The organism is Thalassobaculum sp., assembly GCF_040219215.1.
Lineage (GTDB): Bacteria > Pseudomonadota > Alphaproteobacteria > Thalassobaculales > Thalassobaculaceae > Thalassobaculum_A.
Genome location: NZ_JAVJSX010000032.1, coordinates 87,797 through 106,817, shown reverse-complemented (window position 1 = coordinate 106,817; position 19,021 = coordinate 87,797). Strand labels below are relative to the sequence as shown.

Here is a 19,021-nt window from a genome sequence, read left to right as displayed (position 1 = left end):
TTCGGTAGCGACGACAGCACGCAGGGGTGACGCTCATGACGCGATCCAGCGTCCGGATCCTGGCAACGATATTTCTTGGTCTGTTCTGGCTGGTCGCCTCACCGACGGCGCAGGCTGAGGCCGCCGCGAAGTACGCAGCGCTCATACTGGATGCCGATACCGGAACCATTCTGTTCGAGCGGCAGGCTGCCGCCGAGCGGCATCCGGCATCACTGACCAAGATCATGACCCTTTACATGCTGTTCGACGCGATCGAGAGCGGCAAGATCTCGCTGAACCAGCGACTCAAGGTGTCCGCGCGGGCGGCCGGACAGGCGCCGTCGAAGCTTGGCCTGCAGCCGGGCGACAGCATCCGTGCCAAGGACGCCATCCTGGCGCTCGTGACCAAGTCAGCCAACGACGTGGCGGTCGTGGTCGCCGAAGCCCTCGGCGAGACCGAGGTCCGGTTTGCCCGGTTGATGACCGACAAGGCTCGCCGCCTCGGCATGCGCAACACGACGTTCCGCAACGCGTCCGGCCTGCACCACCCCAAGCAGATCAGCACCGCCTTCGACATGGCGATGCTGGCCCTGGCCATCCGCCGGGATTTCCCCAAGGAATACGCCTACTTCTCGACCCGCAGCTTCCATTGGAACGGTCGGCAGTACGGGAACCACAACAAGCTGTTGGGGCACTACGAAGGCACCGACGGCATCAAGACCGGCTACATCGGCGCATCGGGTTTCAATCTCGTAGCCTCGGTCGAACGCAACGGCCGTCGGTTGATCGGCGTGGTGTTCGGCGGCCGCAGCGGACCGCTGCGCGACCGGCACATGAAGCGGTTGCTGACGTCGGGCTTCGAGAAGGTGGATGAGATCCGGGTCGCCCACATCGTACCACCGCTTCCCCACCCTCGGCCGGAACGCGAAGTACAACTGGCGTCCATTGAAACCGTATCGGTCGACAGCACCAATCCGGTTCACGCTCTCGTCCAGGTCGCTCCGGAGGTCGAGTCCGGCTCACGCGACGAAGGTGCCGAGTGGGGTATTCAGGTCGGCGCCTATGCGACTGAGATCCGTGCACAGCGTTCCATCGCCTTGGCCCGCGGCCATCTGACGGACCTGCTGACCGGGACGGACGTGCTGGTGGAGCCGCTCGACCGCAAGAGCGGCACGATCTATCGGGCGCGGCTGTTCGGCTTGAGCGAGGAAGAAGCTCGCACCGCCTGCCTCAGCCTGAAGCGCAAGCAGTTGCCCTGCGTCCCGGTCCCGGGTCAGACCGAGATCACCATGGCATCCGGTTCGAAGAAGGGCTGACGGGCGACGACCGCCGGCAGGGCGACGTCGCCCGGATTCAGGGTCAGGCCGCGCGGACCTGACGATCCTGCTCCAGCACTGCCAGACAGGCCCTGGCCACTTCGGCACCCTTGACCGCCATATGCTCCGCGAAGAACCCGTGGTGCTCGGCGTGCTCGTGGAAATGATGCGGCGTCAGCACCGCCGACAGTACCGGCACCCGACTGTCCAGTTGAACCGTCATCAGGCCGTTGATGACGGCGTTGGCGACGAACTCGTGACGGTAGATGCCGCCATCGACCACCAGCGCGCTGGCCACGATCGCGCGGTACTGGCCGCTTTCGGCAAGCAGGCGGCAGCGCAGTGGGATCTCGAAGGCGCCGGGCACTCGGACCAGGTCGGTGGCTTCACGCGACCATCCTCCCCCGGCCATGGTATCCCCGAAAGCCCGCCACGCGTGCTCGAGCAGGTCCTCATGCCATCCGGCACGGACGAACGCGATCCGGCCCGGCGGCACGATACCGCCGGAGTTGGTGTTCGAGATTTCTTCGGGTGAACTCTGATTCATGGTGATCTCCACCGTTGGATCTGAATCAGGGCGCACGGGCGTGCCAGTCGGATGCAGACCAGCCGCAACCGACTCCAATCCCGTTCTCTTCCATCCGGACTGTGACCGTCGGCTTCGGAATCACACCGAATCTGCTGACCCCATCACCGAAAGGTGACGGGCGCTCGCGGGCTGAGATATCCGGAACACAGGTCCCGTCGATCGTCACCGCCGGTGGGGAGTTTCACCCCGCCCCGAGAACGCTGCCGGCCCGGGCATCGGGCCGACACGTTCCCGTAGCACGGCAGGCGTTCAACCGCCAACGGCCATGCGTGAGCGGGGCCAATGCTCATCAGAACGTTTCGGGTGCCGCGATCCCAACACCGCCGAGAGCGGCCCGGAGTTGGCCCTTGAGGCGCTCCAGCCCGGCCTCGGTCTTCGACTCGCATCGCGCCACCAGGACATCCTGGGTGTTCGACGCCCGCAGCAGCCACCAGCCGTCCGCTGACGTCACCCGCACGCCGTCGACGTCGTTGACCTGGATGCCCTTCTGCCCGGCCAAGGCCGCCTTGACCTCGGCCACGACGGCGAACTTGCGTTCCTCCGAGCAGGGAAACCGGACTTCCGGCGTGTTCATGACCTCCGGAAGATCGTCGCGCATCGCCGATACCGGCCGGTCCGAACGGGCCAGCAGCGACAGCAGGCGTATGGCGGCGTACAGGGCGTCGTCAAAGCCGTAGTAGCGATCCTTGAAGAACAGGTGGCCGCTCATCTCGCCGGCCAGCGGGGCACCGGTCTCCGCCATCTTGGTCTTGATCAGCGAATGACCGGTCTTCCACATCAATGGCTTGCCGCCCAACTCCGCGATCCGGTCGTACAGCACCTGGCTGGCCTTCACGTCGGCAATCACGGTCGCGCCGGGATGCTCGGCCAGGATCTCGGTGGCATAGATCGCCACCAACTGGTCGCCCCAGAGGACACGCCCCTTCTCGTCGATCACGCCGATCCGGTCGCCATCGCCGTCAAAGGCGATTCCGAGGTCGGCGCCCGCCTCGGCCACAGCTTCCCGCAGGATTTCCAAGGTCTCCGGGACCGTCGGGTCCGGGTGATGGTTCGGGAACGTGCCGTCGACTTCCGGGAACAGCACCTTGTGGGTTCCCGGCAAGCGCGCGACCAGCGCCTCGACCGCCGGTCCGGTAGCGCCGTTGCCGCAGTCCCAGACCACAGTCAGGGGCTTGCCCGGTCGGTAGTCCTTCAGCAAGCGCGCGACATAGGCCTCGAACAGATCGACGTCTTCGACCGAGCCGTTGCCCTCGGCGTATGATCCCTCGGCCGCGATCGGACCCAGCGTCTGGATGTCGGCACCGAAGAACGGCTTGGTGCCGATCATCATCTTGAAGCCGTTGTAATCCGGCGGATTGTGCGAGCCGGTGATCATGATCCCGCCGTCGGCCTTCAACTCGTAGACCGAGAAATACAGCCCCGGCGTCGGGCAACCGCCGACACGAAGTACGTCGATCCCGGCGGCGCGCAGGCCGGCAACCACCCCGGCTTCCATGTCCGGGGACGACAGGCGCCCGTCACGGCCGACCGTCACCCGCTTGCCGCCGTTGCGACGCACGCAGGTGCCGAATGCACGGCCCAATGCCTCGGCGTCGGTTGGCGAAAGGGTCTTGCCGACCACGCCGCGAACGTCGTACTCGCGCAGGATGGTCGGATCGAAGCGATGGGCACCGATCATTGGGCAGCCTCCGAGACTGAGCGGGCGGGGCGGTCGGTGCCGCGACCGATGCAGGTATACTGGAACCCGGCGGCGCGCATGTCCTTCGGGTCGTAGACGTTTCGCAGGTCGACCACGACGGGCGCCTTGAGCAGCTTCTTCATGCGGGCAAAGTCGAGCGAACGGAACTCGTTCCACTCGGTCACGATCGCCACCGCGTCGGCACCATCCATCGCCTCGTAGGCGCTCTGGCCGTACTTGATGCCATCCATCAGCTTCACAGCCTCGTCCATGCCCTCGGGGTCATAGGCCCGCACGGTTGCGCCTGCGGCCTGCAGCGCCGGGACGATGTCGAGCGCCGGGCTGTCACGCATGTCGTCGGTGTTCGGCTTGAAGGTCAGGCCCAGCACGGCCACGGTCTTGCCGTCCACCGAACCGCCACAGGCGGCGACGATCCGGTCGGCCATTGCCCGCTTGCGCCGGTCGTTCACGTCGACGACGGTCTCGATGATCCGCAGCGGCGCGCCGAAATCCTGGGCGGTCTTGACCAGCGCCAGGGTGTCCTTCGGGAAGCATGATCCCCCGTAGCCCGGCCCCGGGTGCAGGAACTTCCGGCCGATCCGGCCATCCAGGCCAATGCCGCGAGCGACGTCGTGCACGTCGGCCCCGATCTTCTCGCACAGGTCGGCGATCTCGTTGATGAACGTGATCTTGGTGGCGAGGAAGGTGTTGGCCGCGTACTTGATCATCTCGCTGGTCTCCAGCGAGGTGAACACGATGGGAGTCTCAATCAGGTAGAGAGGGCGGTACAGCGCCTTCATCACATCGCGGGCGCGCTCGGAGGTGGCGCCCAGCACCACCCGGTCGGGACGCATGAAATCGTTGATCGCCGCCCCTTCCCGCAGGAACTCCGGGTTCGAACAGACATCGAACTCGGCGTCAGGGCGGCATTCGCGGATGATCGCCTCTACCTCGCGGCCAGTGCCGACCGGCACCGTCGACTTGGTGACGACCACCGCGTAACCGGTCAACGCCTCGGCGATCTCGCGCGCCGCCGCGTACACGTACGACAGGTCGGCGTGACCGTCGCCACGGCGGCTCGGCGTGCCGACGGCGATGAACACCGCGTCTGCGCCGTCGACCGCGGCCTTCAGGTCGGTCGTGAACGACAGCCGGCCCGCTTTGACATTGCTGTCGACCAACTGGTCCAGTCCGGGTTCGAATATCGGGATCTCGCCGGTCTTCAGGCGCTCAATCTTCCCGGCGTCCTTGTCGACGCAGCACACGTCGACGCCGAACTCCGAAAAGCACGCGCCGGTGACGAGGCCGACATAGCCCGTCCCAATCATGGCGATGCGCATGCAAACTCTCCTTGGTCCCGTCGGTACAGGCCGTCAGATGTAGTTCTTGAGGAACGCAGTGATGTCGTCGCGCATGTCGGCGCGATCCAGGGCGAATGCCAGGTTCGCCTCCAGGAAGCCGACCTTGTTGCCGCAATCGAAGCGACGCCCCTCGAACAGGTAGCCGTTGAACGGCTGCAAGCCGAGTTGTCTGGCCAGCGCGTCGGTCAACTGGATCTCGCCGCCGGCGCCCTTCTCCATCCGCCCGAGATCCTCGAAAACCTTCGGCTGCAGGATGTAGCGGCCGATGACCGCCAGATTGGACGGCGCCTCTTCGGCCTTTGGCTTTTCGACCAGACCACGGATCTCAACCAGACGATCGGTGATGTCACCCGGCTTGACGACTCCGTAGGACGAGGTCTGCTCCTTGGGAACCTCCATCAGGGCGACCATGTTGCCACCGACCTGATTGTACATGTCGATCATCTGCTTGAGGCAGCCCTTCTCCGACAGGATCAGGTCATCAGCCAGCAGAACGGCGACCGGCTCGGAGCCGACAAAATTCCGCCCGCACCAGACCGCGTGCCCCAGCCCCAGCGGCTCCTGCTGGCGGGTGAACGCAAGCTGGCCCGGCTTTGGAATGGTTTCCTTGACCAACCGCAAGGCGTCATCCTTGCCGCGCGCAGTCAGCATGTCCTGCAGCTCGTAGGCGTGGTCGAAATGATCTTCGATCGCAGTCTTGCCGCGGCCGGTAATGAAGATCAGTTCCTCGATCCCGGCTTCGCGTGCCTCGTCGACCGCATACTGGATCAAGGGCTTGTCGACGACCGTGAGCATTTCCTTCGGCATCGACTTCGTCGCCGGCAGGAAACGGGTGCCAAGTCCACCAACGGGAAAGATTGCCTTACGCACGGGTACGGGCATGGAATCCTCATGTATCGACCGCCGCATCGGCGGAATGGAGCGGGTTATCGCCCGAACGCCGCGACACGCGCAACCGTGCTGGCGACACGGGCAAATCCGCGTGCGTCACGGTCGGCTCAGAAGCACATCCTTGGCCCGGTTGATCCGTGCAGCCAGCCAGGACGACCCGCCGCGGTCGGGGTGGTTCACCATCATGAGACGGCGATGGGCTTCGCGGATCTCTTCCTCTGTCGCGCCTTCAGACAATCCGAGGATCTCCAACGCCTGGAACCACGTCATGGTTCCGTCGTCGGCCGGGCGAGCGTGACCGTTCGATCCGGTCCGGTCGCCGGCATCCCCCGCCCTCTCAAGCCAAGCCTCAAGCACCTGGAGCGAGGAAGGGTCGTCGCGCACGTCGTCCAACAGTGCCGCACGCTCGCTCTCCGACAGGGATGAAAGGGTACGTCCGGCGAACCGCCCTTCAAGAACCTCGCCGTCCAGCGTCCCGGTGTCGTGATCCAGGCTCATCGCCAGATACCGGGTACGAACGCCGCTGGTTTGCCCGGGTGTCGGACCGCGCGCCGCCTTCGCGGCGTTTCGGATCGCTCTCAGCACACCGCCCCACCGTACCGCAAAGGTCAGCAGCACCGGCGCCACATAGAGCACCCAGTCCAGGCGTCCCCGCATCAGGATGAACAGCCCCAAGGCGCCCAGCAGTCCCAGTCCCACCCACCGCCCGACCCGCAGGATGGTTCTCGGTTCGGTCGTCAGCAGCCAGCGCCCCATCAGGGCAATTCCGGTCACCACCGACAGGCCGAGCACGAGATACGCCATCCCTCAGCGTCCCATCTGGCTGGTCAGGAGCTTGACGGCCTCGCTGCGGCCGCCCCGGTAGTTGGCGAGAGCCTTGCGGCCACCGGCAGCGTAAACCGCGACGGCCGCCAGCAGGTCCTTCAGCCGGTCCGCGCTGCCGGAGTCGAACGGGCAGTACGCCCCCCGCGTCAACCGGGCGATCTGCCGGAACACATCGGCCGCGATCGGATCGCCGCCTTCGTGAAACATGAACACCGGAACGCCCAGAACCCCGAGTTCGCCCGCGGCGTGGCAGACTTCATCGATGTCCTCCTCGAAGGCGTCACCGACGAAGATCAGCGCGTCGACCTTCTCGCGGCCGGCTTCGGTACGGGCATGGCTCAGCACCTTGTGGATCTGTGTCTGGCCGCCAAGGCACATCACGCCAGCCATCACCCGGCCCAGCGCGTCCGGATCGGAATGCCACTTCGAACTCTTGCACTCCTTGTATCCGCGGTAGAACACCAGCTGCACATCCAGCCCGCCGAGGGTGGCCGTCTCGTGAAACATCTCGGCCTGGATGTGACAGGCCCGATCCCAAGTCGGGCGCCGGCTGCCGGTGGCATCGAGCGCGAAGATAAGCCGGCCGCGCCGGCCGGCAGCGCCACTGGCCGGCATGGTACGAACCGCTTCAAGGAACGCATCGACTTCCGAGCGGTTCGACACCGCCTGCCCCGACCGTTCCACCGGCACTCGATCTCGTTCTGTCGACATGATGATCCGTCGTAGCGATCGATGGGGTTAACATTGGGTCCATGATGCGGTGTTCCAACCTGTCGGGTCCAGTCGCATGACCGTCATCGTCCGCCCCATGATCATCGGCGACGCTTCCGAGGTCGCCCGGATGGCTGCAGCCCTGTCCGCGCACGAAGGAGCGGCCCCGCCACCGTTCGGTGCCGGAACCATCGAACGGTGGGCTTTCGGCCCAGATCGTCGCTTCGACGGTCTGATCGCCGCGATCGATGGGCGAACTGTCGGGTACGCCCTGTTCCATGACGCCTTCCACGTCGGGCAGGGCGCGCCAGGGTTGTTCCTGATGGACCTGTACGCCGATCCCGCCGCGCGTCGGCAGGGCGTAGGCCGGGCCCTCGTGGAGGCCGTAGCCGCCATCGCCCGGGAACGCGACGGCACCTGGGTGGTGTGGCAGGCGCACCCCGACAACACGGAAGCGCTGGCCTTCTACCGGTCGATCGGTGGCCGGCGGTACCGGGCAGCCGATTTCGAACTGATGGTGAGGCCCTGACGTCCCGGCCAGATGCTATGCGCCGCGCGCTTCCCGCTCCGGCAACTGCAGGGCGTTGATCAAGGCGCGAACTTCCTGCCGGGCGGCGACGTGCGACATACGGGGCCTGGCATTGCCGCTGCGCTGCGACTGATCGAACACATCCAGCATGGTCAGGCCCTGCAGGAACAACTCGCGGAAAATCACCCGCTCGCTGAATCCGGGCGCCTGACGAAAGCCGATCCGCTTGGCGAGCTTGTCGAGGACCTCGCCCATCTCGCGCTTGTTGTTGGCTTCGAGGTTGGACAGCCGGTTGCGCATCACGATCCAGTCGATCGAGCCGCCGTCGCGCTTGGCGCGCACCTTGCGCTGTTCCCAGACCATCTCGGCGTACACGCTCGGCCGCAGGATCTCCCCGGTTCGACCGTCCACATGGGCGACCACGTCCAGGTCGATGAAGCTGTCGTTGACCGGGGTGACCAGTGTATCGGCGAACGAGTGGGCCAGTCGTGCAAGATTGCTGTCCGTGCCCGCGCAGTCGACCACGACGTAGTCGGATTCGCGGGTCAGCTTGCCAAGGATAGCCTCGAAGCGCAGCCGGTCCTCGGCCTGCGCCTCCTCGCGGTTCACCTTCTCGGACGGGGCCAGGAAGAAATGCCGTGGCATCGGCAACGTCATGTGATCGCGCTGCACGCTGGTCGCCCGGTTCGACAGGTACCGGGTCAGCGTCCACTGCCGCGCGTCCAGGTCGATGGTGCCGACCCGGTAGCCCAGCCGCAGCAGGGCCACGATCAGGTGCATCGACGTGGTGGACTTGCCGGACCCGCCCTTTTCACAACCGACGACGATCACGTGGGCCGACGCTGCGGTCGACGTCTCGGCAGCGATGTCCTGGGCTAGGTCGGTCAAGAGTGTCGTTCCCGATGGTGAGTCCCCAGCAATCGATACCTGGACCCCGGTGACGGTTCAAGCGTCGGGTCGCCGGGCGCTCAACCGGTTGGAATGTCTCGTCGCGCCTCAAGCACCCGGTTCTCGACCCGGACACGCCACCACAGGACCATCACGTTCGCGATCCCGAATCCGAAGGCCGCCCACGGCAGGTCGAGCGCCAGGGCCAGCACCGGTATCTCCAACGCCACCACGAGATAGTTCGGGTGGGAGATCCAACGGTACGGCCCGCGTCGCACCAGCGGCGCCTCCGGCACCGTGATGATCCGGGTGGTCCAGTACCGCCCCAGGCTGCACAGCACCCAGACCCGACCGGCCTGCAGGGCCACGAAGGCAGCCAGCCACCAAACCTGAACCGATCCCGGTGCCATCGCGGCCAAGGCACCCAGCCACAGCGCGTGCAGCACCACGATGACCGGATAGTGACGGCGCCCATGCTCGACCCCGCCTTCAGCGAGCAACCGGGTGGTGTTGCGGTGCGCCAGCACCAGTTCGGCCAGCCGCTGCACCGCCACCAGGGCGACCACCAGACGGGCGGCATCGAACCACATGTCTACAGTTCCAGGAGGTTGAGAGCCGCGGTAAAACCAGGGCCGAGAGCCAGCATCAGATGACGGCCACGGGCGCCGCCGTCCAGCACCTTGCGCAGAACCATCAGCACTCCGGCCGCCGACGGATTGCCGAAGGCCCTCAGAACCGCGCGGCTGCTGTCGAGAGCGTTCGGAGCCAGGTCAAGGGCGACGGCCACGGCATCCAGGACCTTCGGCCCGCCCGGGTGGCCGACAACGCCGTCGAGCTCGGCCAACCGCAACCCCTGCCCCGTCAGGAAATTCTCGACCACCGGTCGGAGCCGGTCGACCAGAAACGCCGGAAGGTCGCGGCGGAGTTCCAGCCCGAACCCGGCATCGTCGATCCGCCATCCCATGACGTCGAGCGAGTCGGGCCAAGTGTGTTCGGCACTTGCAACGATCCTCGGTTCTGCGACGGGCCCGTCCCGTGGTGGCACCTGCAACACGACCGCCGCCGCCCCGTCGCCGAACAGCGCGCTGCCGACAACGTTGACCGGTTCCGGGTCCGCCCGGAACGCCAGGCTACACAACTCCACCACCAGAAAAAGAACGGTCCGCCCCGGCGCCGCGCGGGCGATGTCGGCGGCACGCGCAAGCCCAATCGCCCCGCCGGCGCAGCCCCAGCCGAACACCGGAGTGCGACCGACATCGTGACGCAAGCCGAGCGGGCCGATCAGGCGCGCGTCCAGGCTCGGGGTGGCGAACCCGGTGGTTGACACGCACAAGACATGATCGACATCCGAGGCAGCCAACCCTGCCGATGCCAGCGCCCGCGACGCCGCATCCTGCAGCAGGGAGAGCGCTGCGTGCTGGAAGGCCACGGCGCGATCGGCCCAGCCGTGCTCAACGCGGTACCAATCGAGCGGCTGGGCCAGCCAACGCTGATCGACGGTGCTGGAATCGAACACCCGGTCGAGCGCGCCGTAGCCGGCAAGTTTCTCGCCGTAGACCGCGCGGGCAACGCCCCGTGCCGCCTCGCGGGTGACGCGATGGGGCGGAACGGCTGTCTCCAGGGCTAGGAGGCGTACCGATGGCATCAGGGGAGGATGGTGCGTTGCAGCCGGGTTTCAATTCCCGATGCCGTGACCGGGCGGTTCAGGCGAACCTCCGACGCTCGACGACCCGCAGAACCATCGCAAGCACGATACCGACGCAGCCGAACGCGGAGAGCATCCACCATGCATCGCCCCAGCCGTGCAGCGCGTCGACCGTAACCGCCATGATCGGGGCGCCCAGCAGCGAACCGGTATTCGCTCCCTGCACGACCACGCCGGAGCAGGTCGCCGCTTCCTGCGGGCGGCGGGCATGTTGCGGCGCACCCGCCAGGCTGGCCGCCGGCAGCAGACCGCCGACCAAGCTGAGTACGACGGCGGCCGGCACCCGCATCACGTCCGGCGCCGCCGGATCGAAGATCGCCCAGGCGCAGGCCATCATCGGAACATAGGCGCCGATCAGCAGCGACCAGCGCGGCGCGCCGCGGTGCATCGCCGCGGTTCCGGCCAACGTACCGCCGACGTTGGCGAGGACCACCAACGCGCCAGCGGTGGCAGCCGCCGCCAACCCAAACCCCTGCGACTCGATCAGGAAGGTCGGGATCCACGTCATCACCGCAAAGAACTGTACCGAGTAGACCAGGAAGCATGCAGCGTAGAGCCACGGTCCCGGCAGGGTCAGGGCGGCGCGCACATCGTCGAATCGGCGTGGCGCACCGCTTGCGGCCGGCGCTTGCGCCTTGAGTGAGCGAACCGCCAAGGCGCCGGTGCCGGCGAGCAGCGCCCCGATCACCCAAACACCCCGCCAGCCGATCGCCTCCAGCAACAGCGGGGTGGCCAGCAGCGCAACCGCGGCCCCGGCCGGCAGGTAAGCGCTCCAGAGGCCCAAGACCAGATTGCGGTCGCGAACCGCAGCGCTGGCGATCAGCACTCCAGGCGCCGCCACCACGGCAGCGACGAAGCCGAGCCCTTCGATCAGCCGCGACGCGATCAGGGTCGCGGGGCCCATCGACAGCGCACCCAGCGCGCCACCAGCAGCCACCAAGGCCAAACCAACTGTCATTGCCCGGATCGGCCCGGCCCGGTCGGCCGCGATTCCCGCCGCGACACCAAGCAGCGCAGCGCACAGGTTGAATGCGGATGCCACCCAGCCCGCCGTCACCAGGTCGAGTCCCAACTCGTCGCGCAGGCTCGGCAGCGACGGCGGCATCTTGCCGACCATCAGAGCGGTCACGATGCCCACCGCAACCACCGGCAGCACCACGCCCCAGCGGGTATCCGTCGCGCCGTGGCTCACCACCCGATCACCGCCGTCGCGGCTGGATCAGAACGAACGCGGCAGACCGAGCACATGCTCGGCGATGTAGGACAGGATGAGGTTGGTTGAGATCGGCGCGATCTGGTACAGCCGCGCCTCGCGGAATTTGCGCTCCACGTCGTATTCCTCGGCGAACGCGAAGCCGCCGTGGGTCTGCATGCAGGCCTCGGCGGCGTGCCAGGCCGCCTCCGCCGCCAGCATCTTCGCCATGTTCGCCTCGGCTCCGCAGGGCTTGCCGCCTTCGAACAGCCGCACCCCCTTCTCGGCCATCAGCGCGGCGGCCTCGGTCTCGGCAAAGGCGCGAGCGATCGGGAACTGCACTCCCTGGTTCTGACCGATCGGGCGGCCGAACACCTCGCGCGCCTTGGCGTATTCGGTAGCCGTTCGGATGAACCAGCGGGCGTCGCCCAGGCTTTCGTGGGAGATCAGCAGCCGCTCGGCGTTCATCCCGTCGATGATGTAGCGGAAGCCCTTGCCCTCCTCGCCGATCAGATTCTCCGCCGGCACCTTGAGGTCGTCGAAGAACACTTCGGTGGTCGAGTGATTGACCATCGCCCGGATCGGCCGGATCGTCAGGCCGTCGCCGACCGCCTCGCGCATGTCGACCACGAACACCGACAATCCCTCGGTGCGCTTGGCCACCTGGTCTTTCGCGGTGGTGCGGGCCAGCAGCAGCATCAGGTCGGAGTGCTCGGCCCGCGATGTCCAGATCTTCTGACCGTTGATCACATAGTGCTCGTTGCCGACCTTCTTCGCCGTGGTGCGCAGCGACAGCGTGTCGGTCCCACTGGTCGGCTCGGTCACCCCGAACGCCTGCAGGCGCAACTCACCGGTCGCGATGCCCGGCAGCCACTTGCGCTTCTGCTCCTCCGAGCCGTGACGCAGCAGCGTCCCCATGATGTACATCTGGGCGTGGCAGGCCGCGCCGTTGCAGCCGCTCTTGTGAATCTCCTCCAGGATCGCCCCGGCAGCGCGGATGCCGAGCCCGCTGCCGCCATACTCCTCGGGGATCAGCACGGCAAGGTAGCCGGCTTCCGTCAACGCCTGCACGAACTCGGTCGGATAGGCCCGTTCGCGATCCTTCTCGCGCCAGTATGGCCCGGGGAACCGCGCGCACAGATCGCGGACCGCCGCACGAATGTCGTCGATTACGTCGTCGGGCGTCGTCATTGACGCCACATCGCCAGCCTGCGCCATGGAAGCCCTCCTCGGATTCTCCAGTCCGTTCAAATAGACTCACGGCGCGGATTGGTCGAGGGCGGCAACGTTGGAATTCGGATGACAACACTTTTTACGTGCTCAATGTTTAAAATAATATTAGCATCGGTTTATAGCGGGTGTGCCCCCACACACTCGAAATCCTCCGTCCCAACGCGGACAGAACTCGGAGCCGAGGTATGCCCCCCTCGGCTCCTCTTGTTTCTCGCGGTGGCGCTTGGATTGCTGCTGGCCGGTCCGGCACGCACCGGAGCCGCTGAACCGCTTCGTCTGATCGCGATGGGCGATGTCCCGTACCGTATCCCGGAAGACTACGTGCGGTTCGAGCAACTGATCGAGACGATCAATCGCGAGTCGCGGGCGCTAGTACTGCACATCGGTGATATCAAGAGCGGGTCGACGCCCTGCAGCGATACGTCCTACCTCAAGGTTCGCGCCTTCTTCGATAAGATCGCCGCGCCGCTGCTCTACACACCCGGCGACAACGAATGGACCGACTGCCATCGGCCGTCAGCCGGCGCGATGGATCCGATCGAGCGGTTGACCTCGATCCGGCGGCTGTTCTTCTCCGGATCCCAGAGCCTCGGCCAAACCGCGGTGAGCCTGACCCGTCAGTCGGACATCTCCGGCGCGACCCCGTACCCCGAGAATGCGCGAACCGAGCTTGCCGGGGTGACGATCCTCACCGCCCATGTGGTCGGCTCCAACAACAATCTACGTCAGGGGCACCCCGCTGCCATCGAGGAGCACCTGGCCCGCAACCAGGCAACCGCCGACTGGATTCGAGCCGGCTTCACGACCGCCCTCGCCCGGCAATCCGTCGCGGTGGTGATCGCCATGCATGCCGACCCGTTCGACCGAGGCAATGGGCTGCCCGGCCCGTCCAATCGCAGCGGATTCGCCGAAACGCTCGCCGCGATCGCCGACGGTGCCTTGCGATTTCGCGGGCCGGTGCTGGTCATCCACGGCGACAGCCATGTCTATCGCGTGGACCAACCCTTCCGGACGGAGTCGGGTGATCCACTGCCGAACGTCACGCGCTTGGAAGTCTTTGGCGCACCCACCGTGGCGGCTGTTGCGGTGACGGTCATGCCGGGGACCGACATGCCGTTTCGGATCCGTCCCTTGACGATCCCGGATGCAGTGCCTGGTTCCGACCTTCGATAGACGATCAGACCTTCGGCTTCTCGAACACCGCCATCGTCAGTCCGATCCGGCCCTCCTTCAATGCGCGGCGCAGATTGCGCTGTTTGTCGGACGCCGTCGGGCCCATCAGGATGTCGCCAGCCTGCAGCGGCGCCGGATCGCCGGCCGCCTTGCCCGCGGCGGCGGCTTCCTGTTGCCGCACGATCTCGTTGCGTGCCTGGTTCGTCAGATCGCGGAGCATCTGGCTGCGAAACCCGACCTCCTCGGCGATCGCCGCCATCGCCGACGGAGACACCAGATAGCTGTCGGATGGCTGGGTCGCCCAAGGCAGCGGGTAGTCGGGCCGGCCGGCGGGGCCGGCAACCACATCGTAGAACCCAAAGCGACCACCCGGCTTCAACACCCGGAACGCTTCACGGTACATGGTCCGCTTCCGATCGATGTTCATCGATGCGTGGATCGTCACCACCCGGTCGAACGTCGCGTCGTCGAACGGCAGGCTTGTGGCGTTCCCTTCCAGGACGGTAATCCGGCGCGACAGCCCGACCAGTTGGTTGAGCGCCCGATTGGCCTCACACAGCGCGGGGGTCAGATCCAGCGCGGTAACGCGGGCATCGTAAGCGGACGCCAGAACCCGCGCAGGACCTCCAATCCCGGAACCAAGGTCGAGCACCTTCGCCCGTTTCGGCAGTTTCAATGCGTCGGCCAGTTCCAAGGTCGCCGCGTGTCCGCGGACATGCATCTGGTCCAGAGCGGCAAGGTGCTCGAGCGTCACTGAATCACGATCAATGCCATGCTCGGCCAGCCGCGCGATCAGAGCGTTCGCCAGCGACGGCCTCTCATAGTGGGCGGCGACCGAATTCATCTCGCCCATCGTCAGCCCCACAGTTCGCTGGTGGCCGGATACACTGTACTGCCGTCATAGCGCATGCCCGGGTCACGGTCCTTGGCCAGCAGCAGCGGAGCATCGAGATCGACCAGACCGACGCCCTGGGCGACGAGGATGCCGGGCGCCATACCCAGGGACGTCCCGATCATGCAGCCGACCATGATGCCGAACCCGCGCCGCTCGGCCTCGGCCCGCAGCCTCAGCGCCTCGGTCAACCCGCCGGTCTTGTCCAGCTTGATGTTGATCGTGTCGTACTTTCCGGCAAGCGCGTCGAGCGTCTCGGTGTCATGGCAGCTTTCATCGGCGCAGAGCGGCACCGGCCGCTCCAGCCCGATCAGCCCGCCGTCGTCCTTGGCCGGCAGCGGCTGCTCGATCATCTCGACACCGAGACCGGCCATTTTTGGCGCCAGGTCCCGGTAGGTCGCGACATCCCACGCCTCATTGGCGTCGACCACCAGTCGGGCCTTCGGCGCGTTCGCGTGGATCCGGGCAACCCGCTCCAGATCAAGCCCGTCACCGGTCATCTTCAGCTTGAGCAATGGGCGGGCGGCATTCTCGGCCGCGGCATTGCCCATCGCCTCCGGGGTGTCGACCGACAGCGTGTACACGGTGGTCACCGTTCCCGGCGCTGCGGGCAATCCCGCCAGCTTCCAGGCCGGTGTGCCCGAGCGCTTGGCCTCGAGGTCCCAGAGCGCGCAATCGACGGCGTTGCGCGCAGCACCGGCCGGCAGGGCGGCAAGCAGGCCGCCACGGTCGAGTCCGCCGGCGATCGCCGATGCTACCCCGTTGATCTGCCCGACCACGCTGTCGATGCTCTCGCCGTAGCGCGCATAGGGCACGCACTCGCCGCGTCCAACGACCGCGCCGTCACGAATGGTGGCAACCACCACCTGCGCCTCGGTGCGAGCTCCTCGGGAGATCCGGAACACGCCACGGATCGGCCAACTCTCTACGGCAGCGGTCAAGGCTAAGGGCATCGGTTCCTCATCTGATCGGCTACTATTGCCGGCATCATTTGACAGTCAGTTTCATGATCTGGACGTTCACAACGTCCTTTGGGTCGACGAACTTCTGAACGATCTGCCACGATTGGTCACGCACCCGTTGGATGCCGTCGTAGCCGTTCAGATCGCTGGGCGTGAGGCCGCTCAGGTACACGATCATCGCGTCGCGTATTCTGGGCTCCTGCGCAACCATCGACGGCCGAACCGCCTCGCTGGTCATTTCCACCGCCAGACTGAGAAGCAGGAACACCGGATAGGTGCGGTTGGTCTTCACATTGACGACGAACTCCGACAGCACGTAGGTGACGGCACCGATCGGGCTTTGCTTGCTGGTCGGTGGCGCTCCCAGGTCCTTCTTTTCCTCGGCCGCTTCGTGCATCGGTGTCAGGCCGGGAATGCTCACCCCCGGTATCAGGCCGGCGACCAACGCCCCCAATCCGGCACCGATCAGCAAGAGCAGCGGCAGTACGAGGAAGAGGATCAGCTTTTTCATGTTGGACAGCCAACCCCGGTGCGGTCGATCGATTGAGATCGCGCTCGATTCGCTATAATTTTAGCCAACAACGTATCGCAACTCAAAGCCTTGGAGATCGGAGCGCCTTCTACGATGGCCAGTCCTGCAGACGACCGCTGGAAAGACATGGTCCAAGCGCAGCCGACCGTAACACAGACCGACCGCGAGTCGGGAGCGGCCGCCCGCGCTTCGTCGTTTGCGATCGAACTGACCGACGACGGCCTGCTCCTCAAGATCCGCCGCGACGACGGCCGGATGGCCCTGGTTGAGCTGACGCCGGACATGGCCCTGTATCTGCGCGAGTATCTGACCAACGGCCTTGCCAGCATCGGGTACATCCGCCCGCGTTCCTGATATCGCATGGTTATCAGCTTCCACGCCGCATCGCGTCCGGGTCAGTGGCATCGATCGCACCGGAGAGATGCTGCGACACCAGACCCTGCACTCGCTCTGAGATCCGCCGCCGCACATCGGGAGCCAGGGCGTCGAACGACGACTGCGCCAGCATAAGATCCACCATCTGCCCACTCTGGACGGCCTTCATCATGTCCCGGCAGGCCTCGGTGCGTGGTCCGACGATCTCAGCGACGCATCGCGCAAACAGTTCAAGCGCTTCCTGCTCCGAGAGTCCCGGCATCTCAACCCCATCCTCGCCGGCAGCCGGCCAGGATGGTCCTCAGGTTGCGTTGCTCAACGGCCGATCGCGTACCCCTGCATGCCCCGCGGATTCGCAGCGGCCTTCAACATCTGGCCGTCCTTCGCCGCGGCCGTCAGGCGTCCCTCGGACCAGTCTTCGCCGACCTGGACGTCGTGACCGCGCTTGGTCAGCGCTTCGGCCGTGCTTGCGGGGAACTGTCCTTCCAGCACCACCCGGCCCGGCTGTCGACCCCGCGGCCAGAATGAACTCGGGAAATGCTCGCTGTGGAAGGCCGGGCAATCGATCGCTTCCTGCAGGTTCATGCCGTGGTCGGCGTGATGCAGGAACAACAGTAGCGACCACTGGTCCTGCTGATCGCCGCCGGGCGTCCCGAACGCCAGATAGGGCTCGCCATCGCGCAGCGCGAACCCCGGCGACAGCGTCGTCCGGGGCCGCTTCTTCGGTGCCAGCGCAGACGGCGAACGTTCGTCGAGCCAGAACATCTGCGCCCGGTTGCCCAGGCAGAATCCGAGTTCCGGCACGATCGGCGACGACTGCAGCCAGCCGCCGCTCGGCGTCGCGCTGAACATGTTGCCGTGGCAGTCGATGATGTCCATGTGGACGGTGTCACCGGTTGAAACGCCGCTTTTCGACACCGTCGGCTCGCCAACGCCCATGCGCTCCAGGGCGCGCGGATCGATTGCCGTGTCGACGCCGAGCGCGGCATCGATCGTCCGATCGTAGCCGGCCACCGTTCCCGGCCGCAGTTCGAGCGACGCCCGTTCGCCGATCAGCTTCCGCCGCTCCGCGTTGTACGCGCTCGACAGCAGCGTCTGCATCGGCACGTCGACGAAGTCCGGGTCGCCGTAGAATGCCTCGCGATCGGCGAACGCCAGCTTTATCGCCTCGGTGACCGCATGCACGAAATCCGGCCCGGTCGGGTCCATGTCCTTGACGCCCATGCCGTCCAGGATCGCCAGCGCCTGCAGCATGGCCGGCCCCTGGCTCCATGGGCCGCCCTTGCAGACCCGATAGCGGCCGTAGTCATAGGTTGTCGGCTCTTCGTAGTGGCACTGCCAGTCCGCCATGTCCTGGGCGGTCAGCAGGCCGCGATGGCGACGCCCGGAGACATCCATCAACGGCTCGCCGTGCACGAACCGATCGATCGCCGCGGCCACCCAACCCTTTGCCCAGATCGCGCGGGCGCGATCGATCACCACCTCTCGCGAACCGCCGCCGGCTTCGGCTTCCGTCAGGATCCGCTCATAGGTGGCGGCCATCGTCGGGTTGGCGAACAGGGTTCCAGGCTGCGGCGCGGTCCCGCCCTTCAGGTAGACCGCGGCGGACGTCGGCCACTCGGTCTCGAACAACTCCCGCACCGTCTCGACGGTGGCAGTTATGCGATCGACCACGGGATACCCGTTGCGGGCATAGCCGATCGCCGGGGTCAGCACGTCGCGAAGCGATTGGGTCCCGTAGTCGCGCAGCAGGGTCAGCCAGCCATCAAAGGCACCGGGCACCACCGCCGCCAGGAAACCGCTGCCCGGGATCAGGTCCAGGTCCAAGTCCCGGTAAGCCGCGATGGTCGCGGCCGCCGGCGCCGGGCCCTGGGCGCAAAGCACCCGCACCCGATCCTCGCGCTTGCTGTAGAATATCGCCGGCAGGTCACCGCCCGGGCCGTTGAGGTGCGGCTCCACCACCTGCAGGGTGAATCCGCAGGCCACGCCGGCATCGAACGCATTGCCGCCGCGTTCCAGGGCCGCCATCCCGACCGCGGAGGCCACCCAATGCGTCGACGTGACGACACCGAAGGTGCCGCGGATCTCAGGGCGCGTTGTAAACATCGAAGCTCTCGCTGGCGCGGTTCTCGCATGGAGGAAGGCGGTCACTATACGAGGGGGCCGGATCGCTGGGCAAGGATTGCCGAC

At 66.3% G+C, this 19,021-nt stretch carries 20 protein-coding genes and 1 riboswitch; of the genes, 4 read left to right on the top strand and 16 right to left on the bottom strand.

The annotated features are described in order from the left end of the window. Positions 1-35: 35 nt before the first annotated feature. Positions 36-1,295 carry a serine hydrolase gene (locus RIC54_RS21235; protein WP_350088929.1) on the top strand — a complete coding sequence of 420 codons (1,260 nt, stop codon included), beginning with the start codon at positions 36-38 and terminating at the stop codon, positions 1,293-1,295. A 43-nt stretch (positions 1,296-1,338) separates the two neighbouring features. Here RIC54_RS21235 and RIC54_RS21230 read toward each other — a convergent pair whose 3' ends face one another. The 6 genes from RIC54_RS21230 to RIC54_RS21205 all read right to left on the bottom strand — a co-directional run bounded on the left by RIC54_RS21230 (position 1,339) and on the right by RIC54_RS21205 (position 7,350). Further along, positions 1,339-1,842: a 6,7-dimethyl-8-ribityllumazine synthase gene (locus RIC54_RS21230; RefSeq protein ID WP_350088932.1), complete on the bottom strand. Its 504-nt coding sequence runs from the start codon at positions 1,840-1,842 to the stop codon at positions 1,339-1,341. Between the two features lie 78 nt (positions 1,843-1,920). After that, a riboswitch (FMN riboswitch) is annotated at positions 1,921-2,087 on the bottom strand. Between the two features lie 86 nt (positions 2,088-2,173). Beyond that, entirely contained in the window at positions 2,174-3,562 is a 1,389-nt protein-coding gene (gene pgmG / locus RIC54_RS21225; RefSeq protein ID WP_350088935.1) for a phosphoglucomutase/phosphomannomutase PgmG, read from the bottom strand. Then, complete coding sequence (locus RIC54_RS21220) at positions 3,559-4,902, bottom strand: UDP-glucose dehydrogenase family protein (protein ID WP_350088938.1); 1,344 nt, start codon at positions 4,900-4,902, stop codon at positions 3,559-3,561. Before RIC54_RS21220 ends, pgmG begins: the two co-directional genes overlap by 4 nt. Positions 4,903-4,935: 33 nt before the next feature. Beyond that, positions 4,936-5,805: a UTP--glucose-1-phosphate uridylyltransferase GalU gene (gene galU, locus RIC54_RS21215; RefSeq protein ID WP_350088941.1), complete on the bottom strand. Its 870-nt coding sequence runs from the start codon at positions 5,803-5,805 to the stop codon at positions 4,936-4,938. A gap of 105 nt (positions 5,806-5,910) precedes the next feature. Continuing rightward, positions 5,911-6,618, bottom strand: a complete 708-nt coding sequence (locus RIC54_RS21210; RefSeq protein WP_350088944.1) for a DnaJ domain-containing protein — start codon at positions 6,616-6,618, stop codon at positions 5,911-5,913. A gap of 3 nt (positions 6,619-6,621) precedes the next feature. After that, a complete protein-coding gene (locus RIC54_RS21205) occupies positions 6,622-7,350 on the bottom strand; it encodes a vWA domain-containing protein (protein WP_350088947.1) in 729 nt (242 codons plus the stop codon). A gap of 76 nt (positions 7,351-7,426) precedes the next feature. On the opposite strand from RIC54_RS21205, the gene RIC54_RS21200 reads away from it, so the two are divergent. Continuing rightward, positions 7,427-7,879 carry a GNAT family N-acetyltransferase gene (locus RIC54_RS21200; RefSeq protein ID WP_350088950.1) on the top strand — a complete coding sequence of 151 codons (453 nt, stop codon included), beginning with the start codon at positions 7,427-7,429 and terminating at the stop codon, positions 7,877-7,879. A gap of 15 nt (positions 7,880-7,894) precedes the next feature. On the opposite strand, the gene RIC54_RS21195 is transcribed toward RIC54_RS21200, so the two are convergent. The 5 genes from RIC54_RS21195 to RIC54_RS21175 form a co-directional block, all read right to left on the bottom strand. After that, positions 7,895-8,767, bottom strand: a complete 873-nt coding sequence (locus RIC54_RS21195; RefSeq protein WP_350088953.1) for a division plane positioning ATPase MipZ — start codon at positions 8,765-8,767, stop codon at positions 7,895-7,897. An 80-nt stretch (positions 8,768-8,847) separates the two neighbouring features. After that, positions 8,848-9,357 carry an isoprenylcysteine carboxyl methyltransferase family protein gene (locus tag RIC54_RS21190; RefSeq protein WP_350088956.1) on the bottom strand — a complete coding sequence of 170 codons (510 nt, stop codon included), beginning with the start codon at positions 9,355-9,357 and terminating at the stop codon, positions 8,848-8,850. A gap of 2 nt (positions 9,358-9,359) precedes the next feature. After that, positions 9,360-10,412: a type III polyketide synthase gene (locus RIC54_RS21185; protein ID WP_350088959.1), complete on the bottom strand. Its 1,053-nt coding sequence runs from the start codon at positions 10,410-10,412 to the stop codon at positions 9,360-9,362. Between the two features lie 58 nt (positions 10,413-10,470). Further along, on the bottom strand, positions 10,471-11,664 hold the full coding sequence (locus RIC54_RS21180; protein ID WP_350088962.1) for an MFS transporter: 1,194 nt from the start codon (positions 11,662-11,664) through the stop codon (positions 10,471-10,473). A 27-nt stretch (positions 11,665-11,691) separates the two neighbouring features. After that, entirely contained in the window at positions 11,692-12,882 is a 1,191-nt protein-coding gene (locus RIC54_RS21175) for an acyl-CoA dehydrogenase family protein (protein ID WP_350088965.1), read from the bottom strand. A gap of 231 nt (positions 12,883-13,113) precedes the next feature. Between RIC54_RS21175 and RIC54_RS21170 the strand changes: the two genes are divergently transcribed. Further along, positions 13,114-14,070, top strand: coding sequence for a metallophosphoesterase (locus RIC54_RS21170; RefSeq protein ID WP_350088968.1), 957 nt, complete (start codon positions 13,114-13,116; stop codon positions 14,068-14,070). Between the two features lie 4 nt (positions 14,071-14,074). Here RIC54_RS21170 and RIC54_RS21165 read toward each other — a convergent pair whose 3' ends face one another. The 3 genes from RIC54_RS21165 to RIC54_RS21155 are packed head-to-tail and all read right to left on the bottom strand — an operon-like array spanning position 14,075 to position 16,435. Continuing rightward, positions 14,075-14,923 carry a class I SAM-dependent methyltransferase gene (locus tag RIC54_RS21165; RefSeq protein ID WP_350088971.1) on the bottom strand — a complete coding sequence of 283 codons (849 nt, stop codon included), beginning with the start codon at positions 14,921-14,923 and terminating at the stop codon, positions 14,075-14,077. Positions 14,924-14,925: 2 nt separating this feature from the next. Beyond that, a complete protein-coding gene (dgcA, locus tag RIC54_RS21160) occupies positions 14,926-15,915 on the bottom strand; it encodes an N-acetyl-D-Glu racemase DgcA (RefSeq protein WP_350088974.1) in 990 nt (329 codons plus the stop codon). Positions 15,916-15,949: 34 nt separating this feature from the next. After that, positions 15,950-16,435: a flagellar basal body-associated FliL family protein gene (locus RIC54_RS21155; RefSeq protein ID WP_350088977.1), complete on the bottom strand. Its 486-nt coding sequence runs from the start codon at positions 16,433-16,435 to the stop codon at positions 15,950-15,952. A 114-nt stretch (positions 16,436-16,549) separates the two neighbouring features. On the opposite strand from RIC54_RS21155, the gene RIC54_RS21150 reads away from it, so the two are divergent. After that, positions 16,550-16,810: a hypothetical protein gene (locus RIC54_RS21150; RefSeq protein WP_007680583.1), complete on the top strand. Its 261-nt coding sequence runs from the start codon at positions 16,550-16,552 to the stop codon at positions 16,808-16,810. Between the two features lie 13 nt (positions 16,811-16,823). Here RIC54_RS21150 and RIC54_RS21145 read toward each other — a convergent pair whose 3' ends face one another. Continuing rightward, positions 16,824-17,093, bottom strand: a complete 270-nt coding sequence (locus RIC54_RS21145; RefSeq protein ID WP_350088981.1) for a hypothetical protein — start codon at positions 17,091-17,093, stop codon at positions 16,824-16,826. 53 nt (positions 17,094-17,146) lie between these two features. Next, positions 17,147-18,937: a gamma-glutamyltransferase family protein gene (locus tag RIC54_RS21140; RefSeq protein WP_350088984.1), complete on the bottom strand. Its 1,791-nt coding sequence runs from the start codon at positions 18,935-18,937 to the stop codon at positions 17,147-17,149. Between the last annotated feature and the right edge of the window lie 84 nt (positions 18,938-19,021).